Below are 12,656 nucleotides of genomic sequence, written 5' to 3' on the forward strand. Positions count from 1 at the left end.
GCCACCTTTGCCATACAGAGAACACCCGATGCCCCATTCCCGATACGCCCTGCCGTCGCTGCGCACGGCCGTGCTGGCCGCCGCGCTGGCCAACCTGTCCGCCTGCGCCAGCCCGCCCGCGCACGAAACGCTGTTCCTCGCCACCACCCTCACGCCCGCGCACTCCTTCACCAAGGGCGTCGAAGGCCCGGCCGTGGATGCGGATGGCAATATCTATGCCGTCAACTTTGCGCGCCAGCAAACCATCGGCAAGGTCAGCCCGGGCGGCATGGGCGAGGTGTACCTGACCCTGCCTGGCACCAGCATCGCCAACGGCATCCGCTTCGGCAGCCGTGGGCAGATGTATTTGGCCGACTACATGGAACACACGATTTACCTGGTCGACCCGGCCACGCGCGCGCTCGCCATCCACGCGCGCGAACCGCGCATGACGCAGCCGAACGACATCGCCATCACGGCCGACGACGTACTGTATGCGAGCGACCCGAACTGGAAGGAAAACACGGGCCGCGTGTGGCGCATCGCGCAAGACGGCACGGTGTCCCTCGCGCTCGACACCATGGGCACGGCCAATGGCATCGAGGTCAGCCCCGACGGCAAGATCTTGTATGTGAATGAAAGCGTGCAGCGCAATATCTGGATGTATGACATTGCCGCGGACGGCAGCCTGAGCGGCAAGCGATTGCTGATCAAGTTCGACGATTTCGGCATGGACGGCATGCGCGTGGACGTCGACGGCAACCTGTACGTGACGCGCTACGGCAAGGGCAGCGTGGTCAAATTGTCGCCGCAGGGCCGCATCTTGCGCGAGATCAGCGTGCCCGGCGCCAAGCCGAGTAACATCACCTTCGGCGGTCCCGATGGCCGCACGGCGTACGTGACGGAAGTGGTGCAGGGGCGGCTGCTGCAATTTCGCGTCGACCGCCCGGGCCTGGAATGGCAGCGGGCGCAGCAGCATAAAGTAAATGCGGCCAATGCGGCGGCAGCGGCAGCAGCCGCGACAACCCCGCCACCGGCTGCCGCGGAGTCCGTCAGCGCGGAATGACGCGTTCCGCCTTCAACTTTTCGAACAGGCTGAAGAAGGCGTCTTGCGTATCCTGGTAATCAAGGAAGCCGGCCTTGCGGCTCTTGCCCATGTCCGTCATCACTTCCATCGGCCGGCCCAGGTCGGCATCCGTATGCCACCAGGAAGCGAGGCGGCCGACATCCAGCTCGGCCAGATCATGCTGCTGCGCGATGGCGCGCCACTGGGCGGGGGCATCCTGCATGCGCCCGGCCAGCGGCGCCATCACCTCGGGCAAACCGGCCGCCGCGACGCCGAAATAGGCGGCCAGGCGCGGCCACAGCCACTTCCAGCGGAAGACGTCGCCATTGACGATATTGAAGTCTTCGTTGCGCGCGGCGGGGCTGTCGGCCGCCCACGCCAGGTGGCGCGCGATCTGGCCCGCGTCCGTCATGTCGGACAAGCCGTGCCATTGCGCGGGCGAACCGGGAAACACGAAGGGCTGGCCGCCGGCCTTGCACAAATTCGCATACACGGCCAGGGTCAGGCCCATGTTCATGGCATTGCCCAGCGCGTAGCCGATGATGGTGTGCGGGCGGTGCACGCTCCACGTAAATCCGTACTGCGCGGCCGCTTCAAACAGCCGGTCTTCCTGAGCATAGTAGAAATTCTCGACCGCCTGCCGGCCCTGCTCTTCGCGAAATGGCGTGACGGGCACGCTGCCCTTGCCATACGCGTCGAACGGCCCCAGGTAATGCTTGAGGCCAGTGACCAGCGCCGCATGGCGCAAGTGGCCGGCCGGTCCCAGCGCGGCCAGCACATTGGCCACCATGGCGCCATTGACGCGGATGTTTTCCTGCTCGTTTGCCTGGCGTGCCCAGGCCGTGAAAAAGACGTGGCTGGCGTCCAGGCCCGCCAGGGCGGCGCTGACGGCCGCGCCATCCGTGGCATCCAATTGCAGGGAAGTGCAGCCTGCCGGCACGGGCGTGCGGCCGCGCGAAACGCCCGTCACCTGCCAGCCCTGCGCCAGCAAGTGCGTGGCCAGGTTGCTGCCGATGATGCCGCTGGCGCCGATGATGAGAGCGTGTTTTTGCATGAGAGAAAGCCTCCGAAAGAAAAAAACATCATATCCGCGACATCAATTCTTATCCGCGATACTATTTCCCCCTATTCATGAATAAAATTCGCGGATCATGTTTTCATCGGAACATCTCAAGGGCCTCACACCGTTTCTCGCCACGGCCGACGCGGGCAGTTTTACCAGGGCGGCCGAGCGCCTGCACCTGAGCAGCTCGGCCGTCAGCAAGAGCGTGGCGCGGCTGGAAGAACGGCTGGGCGTGCTGCTGTTCGAGCGCAGCACGCGCCGGCTGAAACTGAGCGACGCGGGCCGCGCCTACTACGCCACCTGCAAGCGCGTGCTGCAGGAACTGGCCGATGCGGAAGACGTGCTGGCCGAACACGCGACGGAGCTGGCGGGCAAGGTGCGCATCGGCGTACCCGCCTCGTACGGGCGCCTGCGCGTGATGCCTGCGCTGCTGGAGCTGTGCGCGCAGTATCCGCGCTTGCAGCCGTCGATCGCCTTCAGCGACCGCTTTGTCGACCTGTTCGAGGAGCGCATCGACATCGCCGTGCGCATCGGCGCGCCCTCGCACTGGCCCGCCGCGCTGGGCCAGATGCACCTGGGCGACGAACAGCTGATCCTGTGCGCGGCGCCCAGCTACCTGGCGCGGCGCGGCACGCCCGCGTCCATCGCGGATCTGGCTGGCCACGACTGCATCGCCTACGGACGCGGCGACGGTTCGCCCATGCCGTGGGTCTTCCCTGACGGCGCCACGGGCGGGCAGGTCGAGCACCGCCTGGCGTCTCCCCGCATGACGGTGGGCGACGCGGAAGCGCGCACGGCCGCCGTACTGGCCGGCCTGGGCGTGGCGCAGCTGGCCACGTGGCTGGTGCACGAGCACCTGGCCACGGGCGCCATCGTGGCGGTGCTGCCGGCACTGGCCACGCAAGGCTTGCCCCTGTACCTGGCGTGGCCGCTGGCGCGCCAGCTGACGCCGAAAACAGGCACCCTGCTGCAGGAACTGCGGCAGCGGCTGACGATCAGTTGATTCAGTTGATTCAGTTGAAAATTCCGCTTGACCCTGACGTTACGTCAGGTGCGATTCTGCTTGCACGCACCCGGAAAGGAGTACCCCATGCTGTTGAAAATCGGTGAACTGGCCAAGATGACAGGCTTGAGCATCCGCACCCTGCACCACTACGACAGCATCGGTCTGCTCTCGCCCTCGGCGCGCACGCAAGCTGGCTACCGCCTGTACCAGCACAGCGACATGGACCGGCTGCACCGGATCATGGCGCTGCGCAAGTTCGGGCTGTCGCTGGCCGATATCGCCAACGCCCTCGCCGGGCCGGACCTGCCCTTGCATTCCATCGTGGCGCAGCAGATCGCCATGCTGGAACGCCAGATCGCGCAAGCTTCCACCTTGCGCGAACGCCTGCGCACCCTGCAGGCGCAACTGGCGCAGGGGCAGGCGCCGGAACTGGCCGAGTGGCTCATCACTATGGAGTTAATGACCATGTACGATAAATACTTTAGTCCCGAAGAACTGCAACAGCTGCCGCTGCTGACAGATAGCGCCGTGGAACAGGAATGGAAAGCACTGGTAGCGAGGGTGCGCGCCGTCAAGGAGGCGGGCGCCGGCCCCGGCGATGCGCAAGCACAAGCGCTGGCCACGGAATGGATGGTCAAGCTGGTGCGCGACACAGGCGCCCACCCGGGCCTGTTCGCGCGCCTGAACAGCATGCACGAACAGGAACCATCGATGCAAGCGACGACCAGCGTCGATGCGGACGTGATGCAATTCATCATCGCCGCCTTCAATGCCTCGCGCATTGCGCTGTATCGACCTTTCCTCGATGAGCAGGAATATGCGTATCTACTCGCCAACTACGGCAGGCGCTCGGGCGAGTGGCCGGCCCTGATCGCCGCCGTGCGCGCCGCCATGGATGCGCGCACGCCGCCCACCGACCCGGCCGTGCTGCAGCTGGCGCGGCAGTGGCTGGAACTGTTCCGCTCGTATGCGGGCACGAACCCGGCCACGCAGCTGAAATTCCGCCAGGCGCACCAGCAGGAACCGCGTCTGATGGAAGGCAGCTTCGTCGACGGAGCCATGCTGCAATACCTGGGCGCGGCGATGGCCGTGGTGGCGCAGGAGCGTCCCGGCAAATAAGTTGACGTGTGGCATCTCGTGGGCGGGGCCATGTAGAATCGGCCTTCGCCCACGAGAGGAACAACCGATGCGCCGCTTTCTGTTTGCCTGCCTGACCCTGCCCGCCCTGCATGCCGCCATGGCGGCCGAGCCGCCCGTGCAAGGGGTATGGCAGGGCACCGTGGGCAAGGCCAATATCGTGGCTTGCTTCAACCAGCCCAGCCCCACGCAAGGCGCGGACCGCAGCGGCAACTATTACTACACGCGCTACAAGACGCCGATCATGCTGGCCAAGCCGAACGGCAAGACGCTGTGGCAGGAACTCGACGCCAAGGGCGACACGACGGGCACCTGGTCCCTGAATGCGCCGCAAGATGGCAAAGTCACCGGCACCTGGGCGGACCCGAAAAGCGGCAAGACCCTGCCCCTGGCCCTGACCCTGCTGGAAGCGGCGGGCGACCGCGAGCACCCATCCTGCGCCAGCGATGCCTACAACCTGGCGCTGGAAGATTTTCCCAATACCAAGACGAGCAAGCCGATCGCCTTCGAAGGCAAGCAATACCGCAACCTGCAAGTGGGCGACACCATCACCGTGGAATTGATCGCACCCGGCGATGGCGTGACAAAAATCAATGCTCAGCTACGCGCCGTGCTGGCAAAAAATAAAAAAGACCTGGCCGACTTCTATGCCACGCGCCGCGAATACCTGGGCCGCAACGGTTTCACAACGGAAGACGAAGTGTATGCGGAGCCGACCTACTGGTCGCCGCGCTGGGTGACGATCAAGTTCTACCGCTGGGCGGCAGGCTATGGCGCCAACGGCATCTCCATCAAATTCCGTACCTGGGACGTCAAAACGGGCCAGGAAACGGACGTGTGGAACTGGTTTGGCGCCAGCGCCAGCGATGGCGACGACAAGGCCGAATTGCCGGACCGCTTGCGCCAGGCCCTGTTCAAGGACGTGAAAATCGATGCCGAATGCAAGGGCACGGATTACGACGGCCGCGGCCGCTTCCACCTGTCCCTGAAGCCGGAAGGCGTGTCCTTCTGGGAAGACTCGAACGGCAGCGGCTGCGAAAACGACTTTTTACTGCCGTACAGCAAGGTCGGCCCCTTCCTCACCGTCAAGGGCCGCGCCGCGCTCAGCGATTTGCTGCCGAAGAACTAAGCAGCACCTCTGCCACCATCTCCGCCGTGGCGGCCGCCAGGGTCCAGCCCAGGTGGCCGTGGCCCGTGTTGTAATACACGCCAGGCGCCTTGCCCGGCCCCACTTTCGGCAGCATGTCGGGCAGCATGGGGCGCAAGCCCGCCCACGGGATCACCTTGCGCGTATTAACACCGGGAAAGCACTGCTCCACCCAGCGCACCAGCGGGCGGATGCGGTCGGCGCGGATGTCGTCATTGAAGCCATTGAATTCCGCCGTGCCCGCCACTCTGAGCCGGTCTTCGCCCAGGCGGCTGCTGACCAGCTTGGTCGCGTCGTCGAGCAGGCTGACCTTCGGCGCCGCCGCGCGGCTGGCTGCGTCGTCGAGCTGCACGGTAATCGAATAGCCTTTCACGGGATATACATTCACGTGGTCGCCCAGCATGGCCGCCATGGCGCGGCTGGCCGTGCCCGCGCAGATGACGACGGCATCGAACACGCTGCTGTCCTCGCCCACGCCCACGCTGATGAGCACCTTGCCGTGCTCGCGCGCCAGCGCGGTGACCTGCGCGCCGTAGCGGCAAGCCACGCCCAGGCGGACGCAGGCGTCGGCCAGGCCGCTGGTGAATTTGTGGATGTCGCCCGTGGAATCGCTGTCCGTGTAGTAGCCGCCGTAAAAGTCGCCCTGCAAGGTCGGCTCGATGGCGCGCATTTCCTGCCGCGTGACGGCGCGCCGCTCCAGTCCGCCCTGCGCCAGCAGGCGCGACACGCCGGCCGCCCGCTCGAAGCCGCGCCGGTCACGGTAGACGTGCAGGATGCCGGCGCGGCGATGATCGAAATCAATATGCTCTTCTTGCGCCCAGGCAAACAAGTGTGCGCGCGCGGCGATCGCCAGGCGCGCCGTGGCGATGGTGTTGCGCTCGTAGGCGGGCATGGCGGCAAGGAATTGCGCAAACCAGCTCAGCTTGTGCCAGCTGGGCCATGGATGCAGCAGCAGGGGCGCATCGCGCCGCGCCATCCATTTCAGGGCGTTCAAAATCGTTGCCTTGTGGTTCCACACTTCCGCGTGCGAGGCCGACAATTGCCCGCCGTTCGCATACGACGTTTCCATGGCGGCGTAGCGGTGGCGCTCGATCAGCGTCACATCCACGCCCCGTTTCGCCAGCGCGTAAGCGGTCGTGACGCCTGTGATGCCCCCGCCCAGCACGGCCACCCGCGTCATAGTGGCGACACCTTGAGCACGACGGTATCGCCCGCCTGCAAGACGCTGCCGTCCGGCGCCAGCACGTCCATCCTGCGCACGGGCAAGCCTGAACCGCGCTGCAGCAAGGTCGAATGCGCCTCGCCCGCTTCGAACAATTGCGCCTCGCTCCATTGGCGCAAACCGACGACGACGGGAAACAGCGCCAACCCCTTGGCCGTCAGCACGTATTCCTGGTAGGCCGTGCCGTCCGATGCGGGTGCGACCGTAAAGATGCCCTCTTCCACCAGCGTGTGCAGGCGGTCGGCCAGGATGTTCTTCGCCACGCCCAGGCTTTTCTGGAATTCCCCGAACCGGCGCATGCCGTCGAAGGCGTCGCGCACGATCAGGAGCGACCAGCGCTCGCCAATCGCATCGAGCGCGCGCGCCACGGGACAGGGATCGGTTTTCAGGCTCTTGCGCTTGGCCACGGGCATTCTCCAGGATTGAGTGGTTGCATTTTAAAACTTCCCGGCGTAGACTCCAACTGGTTTTAATTTGAAACCACTTACATACAAGCCCATGCGCGATACGACGACTCCCCTCATCACCACACTTCCCCCTTCCCTCGTCTGGCTGTTTGCCACGGCGGCCGGCCTCAGCGTGGCCAATGTGTATTACGCCCAGCCCTTGCTCGCCACCCTGGCGCAGGAATTCGGCATGACGGAAGCGGCCAGCGGCATGGTCATCACGGCCACGCAGCTCGGCTGCGCGCTGGCCCTGCTGCTGCTGGTGCCCCTGGGCGACATGCTGAACCGGCGCCGGCTGACCCTGTTCCAGCTGGGTTTGCTGGCCATCTCCCTGGCGGCGCTGGGTGGCGCCCGCTCCACGGCCGCCTTGCTGGGCGGCATGCTCCTGGTCGGCTTGCTGGGCACGGCCATGACGCAGGGCTTGATCGCCTATGCGGCCAGCGCGGCGGCCAGCCACGAGCGGGGCCGCGTGGTCGGCATGGCGCAGGGCGGCGTGGTGATCGGCTTGCTGCTGGCGCGCACCCTGTCCGGCGTGGTTGCCGATGTGGCCGACTGGCGCGCCGTGTACTTTGTGTCGGCGGCCATCGCCTGCGCCCTGCTGTTGCTGCTGTGGCGCAAGCTGCCGCCGGCGCAGTCGGCCAACCGACAACTGGCGTATGGCGCCCTGCTCGCCTCGATGGCGGGGATGTTGATGCACAACAAGGTCTTGCGCGTGCGGGGCACGCTGGCCCTGCTGATGTTTGCCGTGTTCAATATTTTTTGGAGCGCCCTGGTGCTGCCCCTGACGGCGCAAGGCTACAGCCATGCGGCCATCGGCGCGTTCGGCCTGGTGGGCGTGGTGGGGGCGCTGGGCGCGGCGCGCGCCGGGGCGCTGGCCGATAATGGCCGCGCGCAGTGGACGACGGGCGCAGCCCTGTTGCTGCTGCTGGCCGCGTGGCTGCCGCTCGGCTTTGCGGGCGCGTCCCTGTGGCCCTTGCTCGTCGGCATCATCGCGCTGGACCTGGCGGGCCAGGCCATCCACGTGACGAACCAGAGCCTGATTTTCAAGCAGGACAGCGACGCGCACAGCCGCCTGGTGGCGTGCTACATGCTGTTTTATGCGGTGGGAAGCGGACTCGGTGCGATTGCCGCCACCAGCGTGTATGCGCTGGCGGGCTGGCATGGGGTATGCGCGCTGGGCGCGGCGGTCAGCTTGCTCGCCCTGCTGTTCTGGCGACTGACCTTGCCTGCTGAAAAAGCTTAGTTCAGCATGGCCGCGGTAGAACCATGGCGGTAGGTTTTCAAGGCGTCCGGCTGGATCTGGATCAGCGAACCGCTGACTTTAATCAAATGCAAGTCCGTCAACTGGTGCAGCACGCGCGACAGGGTGGCGGGCGCCAGGTTCAGGAACGATGCCAGCAGGCTTTTCTTCAGGTCCAGCTTGACCTCGTTCGAACGCTGCTGGTCCGAAGCTTGCAGCAGGTATTCGACCACGCGCTGGGTGGCGTTCTGCACGGAGCAGCGCTCCACGTTGCGGATAAAACCCATCAGGTGATGCGACAGGCTGTTCATCATCTGGCGCGCGATACGCGGCGACTGGTCCAGCAGGCGCAGCAGCGCGTGCGGCGGAATGCGCAGCAGCAGGCAGTGCTCGAGCGCTTCGGCGCAGAACGGATACGGTTCATCGAGGAAAATCATGGCTTCGCCGAAACTCTGGCCCGGGCGGATCAGTTCCAGTACCTTGTCGGTACCTTCCATGGAAAACACGCTCAGCTTGACGAGGCCGAAGACCACCACATAGGCGCCTTCCGCCACTTCGCCCTTGCGGAACAGCACTTTGCCTTTTTCCACTTCGACGCGCACGACATCCTGGCGCAATTGCTCTAATTGCGAAGGGGAAATATGGCGAAACAGAGCCTGGCTCGATAGCAAGCCATCGACGTTGACCTTATGCATGACACTCTCTTATTAGATTAGCGAATGACTAAGAGTGTAATGCGCAGGCACGGTCAAGGCCATACGTCAAAGGAACTAGGGTTGTCTAGGCCGGAACGCCATGCAGATCAAACAATCGCGCATTCCTTGCGCACTATTTGCACTTTGTTTGATCTTTATTTGCTCAACTCGCGCTCGACGGCATACACGGCGATCTGCACGCGGCTGCTGAGCTTAAGCTTTTTGAGGATGTTTTGCACGTGGATTTTCACCGTGCTTTCGGCCACATCGAGCTGGCGCGCGATTTCCTTGTTGCTCAATCCTTGCGCCAGGCAAGCCATGGCTTCGCGTTCGCGCGGCGTCAGTTTGTCATAGTCGGCCTGGGGCGCGTTCTGCCCCGCGCGGAACTGCGACACGAGCTTGGCCGTCATGGCGTCGGCGATCACGGATTCGCCGGCGGCGGCGCGGCAAATGGCCTGGCCCAGCTGCTCGGCTTCGATATTCTTCAGCAGGTAGCCGCGCGCGCCCGCGCGCAGGGCCGCGCCCAGGTCGGCCGCGTTTTCCGACACGGTCAGCATCAGCACGACCATCTGCGGCAAGTCCTGCAAGATCAGCTGCAGCGCCTCGACGCCGGACACGCCGGGCATGTTCAAGTCCATCAGCACCACGTCGGGCCGCAGTTCGGCCGTCAGGCGCACGCCGTCCAGCCCGTTCGATGCCTCGCCCACCACCTGGAATTGAGGATTGCGCTGCAGCAGCAGCTTGACGCCGCTGCGCAGCAAGGTGTGGTCGTCGACCAGCAGGATTTTGATTGGTGCATTCACTATGTTTGTGGCCTGATAGGGATAAGTCATCTGTTACGCGGCCTGGCGCCGGGCTGCCGGCAAGGCCAGCGAGATCGTCGTGCCGCCGCCGGGCGTGCTGTCGATGGCAAATTGCGCACCGAGCCGCTCGGCTCTTTCCTGCATGATACGCAAGCCGATCTGCAATTCCGTTTTCTTGTCGCGCAGGTTGGCGGCGAAGCCTTCGCCATCGTCGCGCACCTGCAGCGCGAAATCGCGCCCGTTGACCACGCGCAACGCCACGTTGCTCGCCTGCGCGTGCTTGCGGATATTCGACAGCGCTTCCTGCACGATGAACAGGATCTGCAACTGTTGCTCGGGCGCCAGCGGCGCGCCATTGCCGCTCATGTCCAGGGTGCCGACGACGCCCGTCTGCAGCTCGAACTTGGCCAGCACTTCCGACAGCTTGCTTTCCAGGTCGCTGCCATGCCAGCGCGTGCGGAAATTGACCAGCAATTCGCGCACGTCCTGGTAGCTTTGCTCGACGCCCATGCGCATCAGCGGCAACACTTCGGCCGCTTCGTCGAGCTGGCCCCGGCGCACGGAATCGTCGAGCATCTGCACTTGCAGGCTGATGAAATTGAGGCTTTGCGCGATGCTGTCATGTAAGCCTTCAGCCAGCAGGCTGCGTTCGCGCGCCACGGCGAATTCCTTTTCGCGCGCGATCAGGCGCTGGTTTTCGATGGCGATGCCCAGGCTCTGGCCCAGCGTTTCCAGCCAGCCCTGCTGCTGCGCATGCACGGCTTGCGGGCGCGCAAAGTGCAGCGAAAAACTGCCCACCACCTGGTCGCGCGCGAGGATGGGAAAGACGGCGATGGCGATAAATCCTTCATCCTGGCAACGGTAGCGCTGCAAGGCATCGACCTGGCGGAAATCGCGGATCTGGATCACGCCCTGCGCCACGGCCGCGCCGCACAGGCAATCGTTGTTGCGGATGCAGTGTTCCTCTTCCACCATGGCATCGGAAATGCCCTCGTGCACGATGATGTGCACGGTATCGTGCTGCGGATCGAGGATGCGCACGGTGCCCCCTTCCGCCTGCGCGAATTGCATCACGTGGCGCAGGAAGCCGCGGCACAGCGCATCGATGGCGTGCTGTCCCGCCAGCAAGGTGGAAATCTCATGCAGGGTGGCCAGCTGGCGTTCCTGCGCGGCGCTCAGGCCCGATTCGGCTTGCGCCAGGCGGCGCTGGCGCCAGCGCGACGCTGGAAGTTGTTTGCGGGAAGATTGACTGCGCGGCGCATGCATGAAGAACTCGAATCTGAAAAGTGGTGCGCCCGGCAAGCGCTGCGGCTTGCCGGGCTGGTAAAGGTTACAAACGGATCTCGGTACCGAGCAGCTTGACGAACTGCGCCAGCCAGGCCGGATGCGCGGGCCACGCGGGCGCCGTGACGAACTGGCCATCCGTGACGGCGTCCGTGACGGCGATGTCGGCATACGTGCCGCCCGCCAGTTTCACTTCCGGCGCGCAGGCGGGATAGGCGGAAATGCGCTTGCCGCGGATGACGTCGGCGGCGGCCAGCAACTGCGCACCGTGGCAGACGGCCGCGACAGGCTTGCCCGCGTCGGCGAAATGGCGCACGGCGGCGATGACTTTCTCGTTCAGGCGCAGGTATTCGGGCGCGCGGCCGCCGGCGATCATCACGGCGTCATAGTGGGCCGGGTCGATGTCGTCGAAGCTGGCGTTCAGGGTGAACAAATGGCCCGGCTTTTCCGTGTAGGTCTGGTCGCCCTCGAAATCGTGGATGGCCGTCTTGATCGTCTCGCCGCTCTTCTTGCCGGGACACACGGCATGCACGGTATGGCCGAGCATCAGCAGGGCCTGGAACGGCACCATCGTTTCATAATCTTCTGCAAAATCGCCGGTCAAAAACAGAATTTTCTTCGCTGCCATTTAGTTCTCCTATGAAAGATTGATCCCGCATCCCTGCCAGCAAGACGCACCGCAAGGCGTATCTTAGCGCGACTTGGCAACCATACTGGATATTTATCAAACTTTTGCGCCTTGATCGAGGATTTTACAGGCTGAGGCAGAATTTTTTACAGGCTGGCAGGTCAAACTCGGACGCCCCCACTCGAAAGCCTGGCCATGCACACCGCCACCAGCCCCCTTGTTGCGTCCGCCCTGATCCGCATCTTCGACCATTTTTCCGATGCGCAGCAGGCCCGCAGCGCCCTGCTCGACGAAGGTTTCCCCGCGCACGCCGTGCAGCTCGACACGGTCGACGACGAGGCCGTCCCCACCGTCCCCATACAGGGCAAGGCCGCGTGGCGCGGCATGTTCCGCCTCGTCGTGGCCATCGGCAATGCGCAGGAACGGGAACGGGCGCACGCCATCGTGCAGGCGCATCACGGCTGCGATATCGACCAGCGCACGGCCAGCCACGCGGGCGGCCGGCGCGCAGGCGTCGCTACGCTCGCTGGCTGAGGCGCTCTCCCCCGCGCGGCCGAATTATGGCAAGATCAAGCTTCCTTCATTCCTCAGTGGAACTTGCCATGATTTTTGAAATTGCCCACATCCAGATCAAATCGGCCACGCACGCTGCCTTCGAAGCGGCCGTGACGAAAGCCATCCCCCTGTTCCAGCGCGCGCGCGGCTGCGAGTCGATGCGCCTGGAGCGCTCGATCGAAAACGGCGACGCCTACCGCCTCGTCGTGGGCTGGACGACGCTGGAAGACCATACCGTGCATTTCCGCGGCAGCGAGGACTTCCAGGCATGGCGCGGCCTGGTGGGCGAATTCTTCGCCGCCCCGCCCCAGGTCGAGCACATGAACACGGTGGTGACCGGTTTTTAATATCGGCAGGCGGCACGGGCTGTCAATGTCCGTGCCGG

At 64.6% G+C, this 12,656-nt stretch carries 14 protein-coding genes; 7 read left to right on the top strand and 7 right to left on the bottom strand.

Annotation, left to right across the window (positions count from 1 at the left end):
• Positions 1-28: 28 nt before the first annotated feature.
• On the top strand, positions 29-1,045 hold the full coding sequence (locus CLU94_RS07330) for an SMP-30/gluconolactonase/LRE family protein (protein ID WP_257218714.1): 1,017 nt from the start codon (positions 29-31) through the stop codon (positions 1,043-1,045).
• Here CLU94_RS07330 and CLU94_RS07335 read toward each other — a convergent pair.
• Positions 1,032-2,099 (bottom strand): SDR family oxidoreductase, encoded by a 1,068-nt coding sequence (locus CLU94_RS07335; protein ID WP_099665164.1) that lies wholly within the window; start codon positions 2,097-2,099, stop codon positions 1,032-1,034. The two genes, CLU94_RS07330 and CLU94_RS07335, sit on opposite strands and share 14 nt — an antisense overlap.
• A gap of 97 nt (positions 2,100-2,196) precedes the next feature.
• Between CLU94_RS07335 and CLU94_RS07340 the strand changes: the two genes are divergently transcribed.
• From CLU94_RS07340 to CLU94_RS07350, 3 genes are all read left to right on the top strand, one after another.
• Positions 2,197-3,111 (top strand): LysR family transcriptional regulator, encoded by a 915-nt coding sequence (locus CLU94_RS07340; RefSeq protein WP_099665165.1) that lies wholly within the window; start codon positions 2,197-2,199, stop codon positions 3,109-3,111.
• 87 nt (positions 3,112-3,198) lie between these two features.
• Positions 3,199-4,233 (top strand): MerR family transcriptional regulator, encoded by a 1,035-nt coding sequence (locus CLU94_RS07345; RefSeq protein WP_099665166.1) that lies wholly within the window; start codon positions 3,199-3,201, stop codon positions 4,231-4,233.
• A gap of 67 nt (positions 4,234-4,300) precedes the next feature.
• Positions 4,301-5,380 (top strand): hypothetical protein, encoded by a 1,080-nt coding sequence (locus CLU94_RS07350; RefSeq protein ID WP_099665167.1) that lies wholly within the window; start codon positions 4,301-4,303, stop codon positions 5,378-5,380.
• Here CLU94_RS07350 and CLU94_RS07355 read toward each other — a convergent pair.
• Positions 5,355-6,578 carry a D-amino acid dehydrogenase gene (locus tag CLU94_RS07355; RefSeq protein WP_099665168.1) on the bottom strand — a complete coding sequence of 408 codons (1,224 nt, stop codon included), beginning with the start codon at positions 6,576-6,578 and terminating at the stop codon, positions 5,355-5,357. The genes CLU94_RS07350 and CLU94_RS07355 overlap by 26 nt on opposite strands.
• The gene (locus CLU94_RS07360; protein ID WP_099668197.1) at positions 6,575-7,027 is read right to left on the bottom strand and encodes a winged helix-turn-helix transcriptional regulator; all 453 of its coding nucleotides are present in this window, start codon (positions 7,025-7,027) and stop codon (positions 6,575-6,577) included. Before CLU94_RS07360 ends, CLU94_RS07355 begins: the two co-directional genes overlap by 4 nt.
• A gap of 91 nt (positions 7,028-7,118) precedes the next feature.
• Here CLU94_RS07360 and CLU94_RS07365 point away from each other — a divergent pair, with 91 nt between their 5' ends.
• Entirely contained in the window at positions 7,119-8,309 is a 1,191-nt protein-coding gene (locus CLU94_RS07365) for an MFS transporter (RefSeq protein ID WP_099665169.1), read from the top strand.
• On the opposite strand, the gene CLU94_RS07370 is transcribed toward CLU94_RS07365, so the two are convergent.
• From CLU94_RS07370 to CLU94_RS07385, 4 genes are all read right to left on the bottom strand, one after another.
• Complete coding sequence (locus CLU94_RS07370) at positions 8,306-9,001, bottom strand: Crp/Fnr family transcriptional regulator (RefSeq protein ID WP_034781930.1); 696 nt, start codon at positions 8,999-9,001, stop codon at positions 8,306-8,308. The two genes, CLU94_RS07365 and CLU94_RS07370, sit on opposite strands and share 4 nt — an antisense overlap.
• Before the next feature lie 155 nt (positions 9,002-9,156).
• Positions 9,157-9,834: a response regulator gene (locus CLU94_RS07375; protein WP_170846465.1), complete on the bottom strand. Its 678-nt coding sequence runs from the start codon at positions 9,832-9,834 to the stop codon at positions 9,157-9,159.
• A gap of 3 nt (positions 9,835-9,837) precedes the next feature.
• Positions 9,838-11,070 carry a GAF domain-containing sensor histidine kinase gene (locus tag CLU94_RS07380; RefSeq protein WP_099665170.1) on the bottom strand — a complete coding sequence of 411 codons (1,233 nt, stop codon included), beginning with the start codon at positions 11,068-11,070 and terminating at the stop codon, positions 9,838-9,840.
• A gap of 64 nt (positions 11,071-11,134) precedes the next feature.
• The gene (locus CLU94_RS07385; RefSeq protein WP_099665171.1) at positions 11,135-11,716 is read right to left on the bottom strand and encodes a DJ-1/PfpI family protein; all 582 of its coding nucleotides are present in this window, start codon (positions 11,714-11,716) and stop codon (positions 11,135-11,137) included.
• A 195-nt stretch (positions 11,717-11,911) separates the two neighbouring features.
• On the opposite strand from CLU94_RS07385, the gene CLU94_RS07390 reads away from it, so the two are divergent.
• Both CLU94_RS07390 and CLU94_RS07395 read left to right on the top strand, forming a co-directional pair.
• Positions 11,912-12,250, top strand: a complete 339-nt coding sequence (locus CLU94_RS07390; RefSeq protein ID WP_099665172.1) for a hypothetical protein — start codon at positions 11,912-11,914, stop codon at positions 12,248-12,250.
• A gap of 68 nt (positions 12,251-12,318) precedes the next feature.
• Positions 12,319-12,618, top strand: coding sequence for an antibiotic biosynthesis monooxygenase family protein (locus CLU94_RS07395; RefSeq protein ID WP_099665173.1), 300 nt, complete (start codon positions 12,319-12,321; stop codon positions 12,616-12,618).
• Positions 12,619-12,656 lie beyond the last annotated feature (38 nt).

It is taken from the genome of Janthinobacterium sp. 13 (genome assembly GCF_002749695.1).
In the GTDB taxonomy this organism is placed as follows: Bacteria; Pseudomonadota; Gammaproteobacteria; order Burkholderiales; family Burkholderiaceae_D; genus Janthinobacterium; species Janthinobacterium kumbetense.

Bases quoted from the DNA above. Each gene is read 5' to 3' on its own strand.
- CLU94_RS07345 (WP_099665166.1), top strand. From the start codon at position 3,199: ATGCTGTTGAAAATCGGTGAACTGGCCAAGATGACAGGCTTGAGCATC.
- CLU94_RS07335 (WP_099665164.1), bottom strand. From the start codon at position 2,099: ATGCAAAAACACGCTCTCATCATCGGCGCCAGCGGCATCATCGGCAGC.
- CLU94_RS07390 (WP_099665172.1), top strand. From the start codon at position 11,912: ATGCACACCGCCACCAGCCCCCTTGTTGCGTCCGCCCTGATCCGCATC.
- CLU94_RS07365 (WP_099665169.1), top strand. From the start codon at position 7,119: ATGCGCGATACGACGACTCCCCTCATCACCACACTTCCCCCTTCCCTC.
- CLU94_RS07395 (WP_099665173.1), top strand. From the start codon at position 12,319: ATGATTTTTGAAATTGCCCACATCCAGATCAAATCGGCCACGCACGCT.
- CLU94_RS07375 (WP_170846465.1), bottom strand. From the start codon at position 9,834: ATGACTTATCCCTATCAGGCCACAAACATAGTGAATGCACCAATCAAA.
- CLU94_RS07385 (WP_099665171.1), bottom strand. From the start codon at position 11,716: ATGGCAGCGAAGAAAATTCTGTTTTTGACCGGCGATTTTGCAGAAGAT.
- CLU94_RS07340 (WP_099665165.1), top strand. From the start codon at position 2,197: ATGTTTTCATCGGAACATCTCAAGGGCCTCACACCGTTTCTCGCCACG.
- CLU94_RS07350 (WP_099665167.1), top strand. From the start codon at position 4,301: ATGCGCCGCTTTCTGTTTGCCTGCCTGACCCTGCCCGCCCTGCATGCC.
- CLU94_RS07370 (WP_034781930.1), bottom strand. From the start codon at position 9,001: ATGCATAAGGTCAACGTCGATGGCTTGCTATCGAGCCAGGCTCTGTTT.
- CLU94_RS07380 (WP_099665170.1), bottom strand. From the start codon at position 11,070: ATGCATGCGCCGCGCAGTCAATCTTCCCGCAAACAACTTCCAGCGTCG.
- CLU94_RS07355 (WP_099665168.1), bottom strand. From the start codon at position 6,578: ATGACGCGGGTGGCCGTGCTGGGCGGGGGCATCACAGGCGTCACGACC.
- CLU94_RS07330 (WP_257218714.1), top strand. From the start codon at position 29: ATGCCCCATTCCCGATACGCCCTGCCGTCGCTGCGCACGGCCGTGCTG.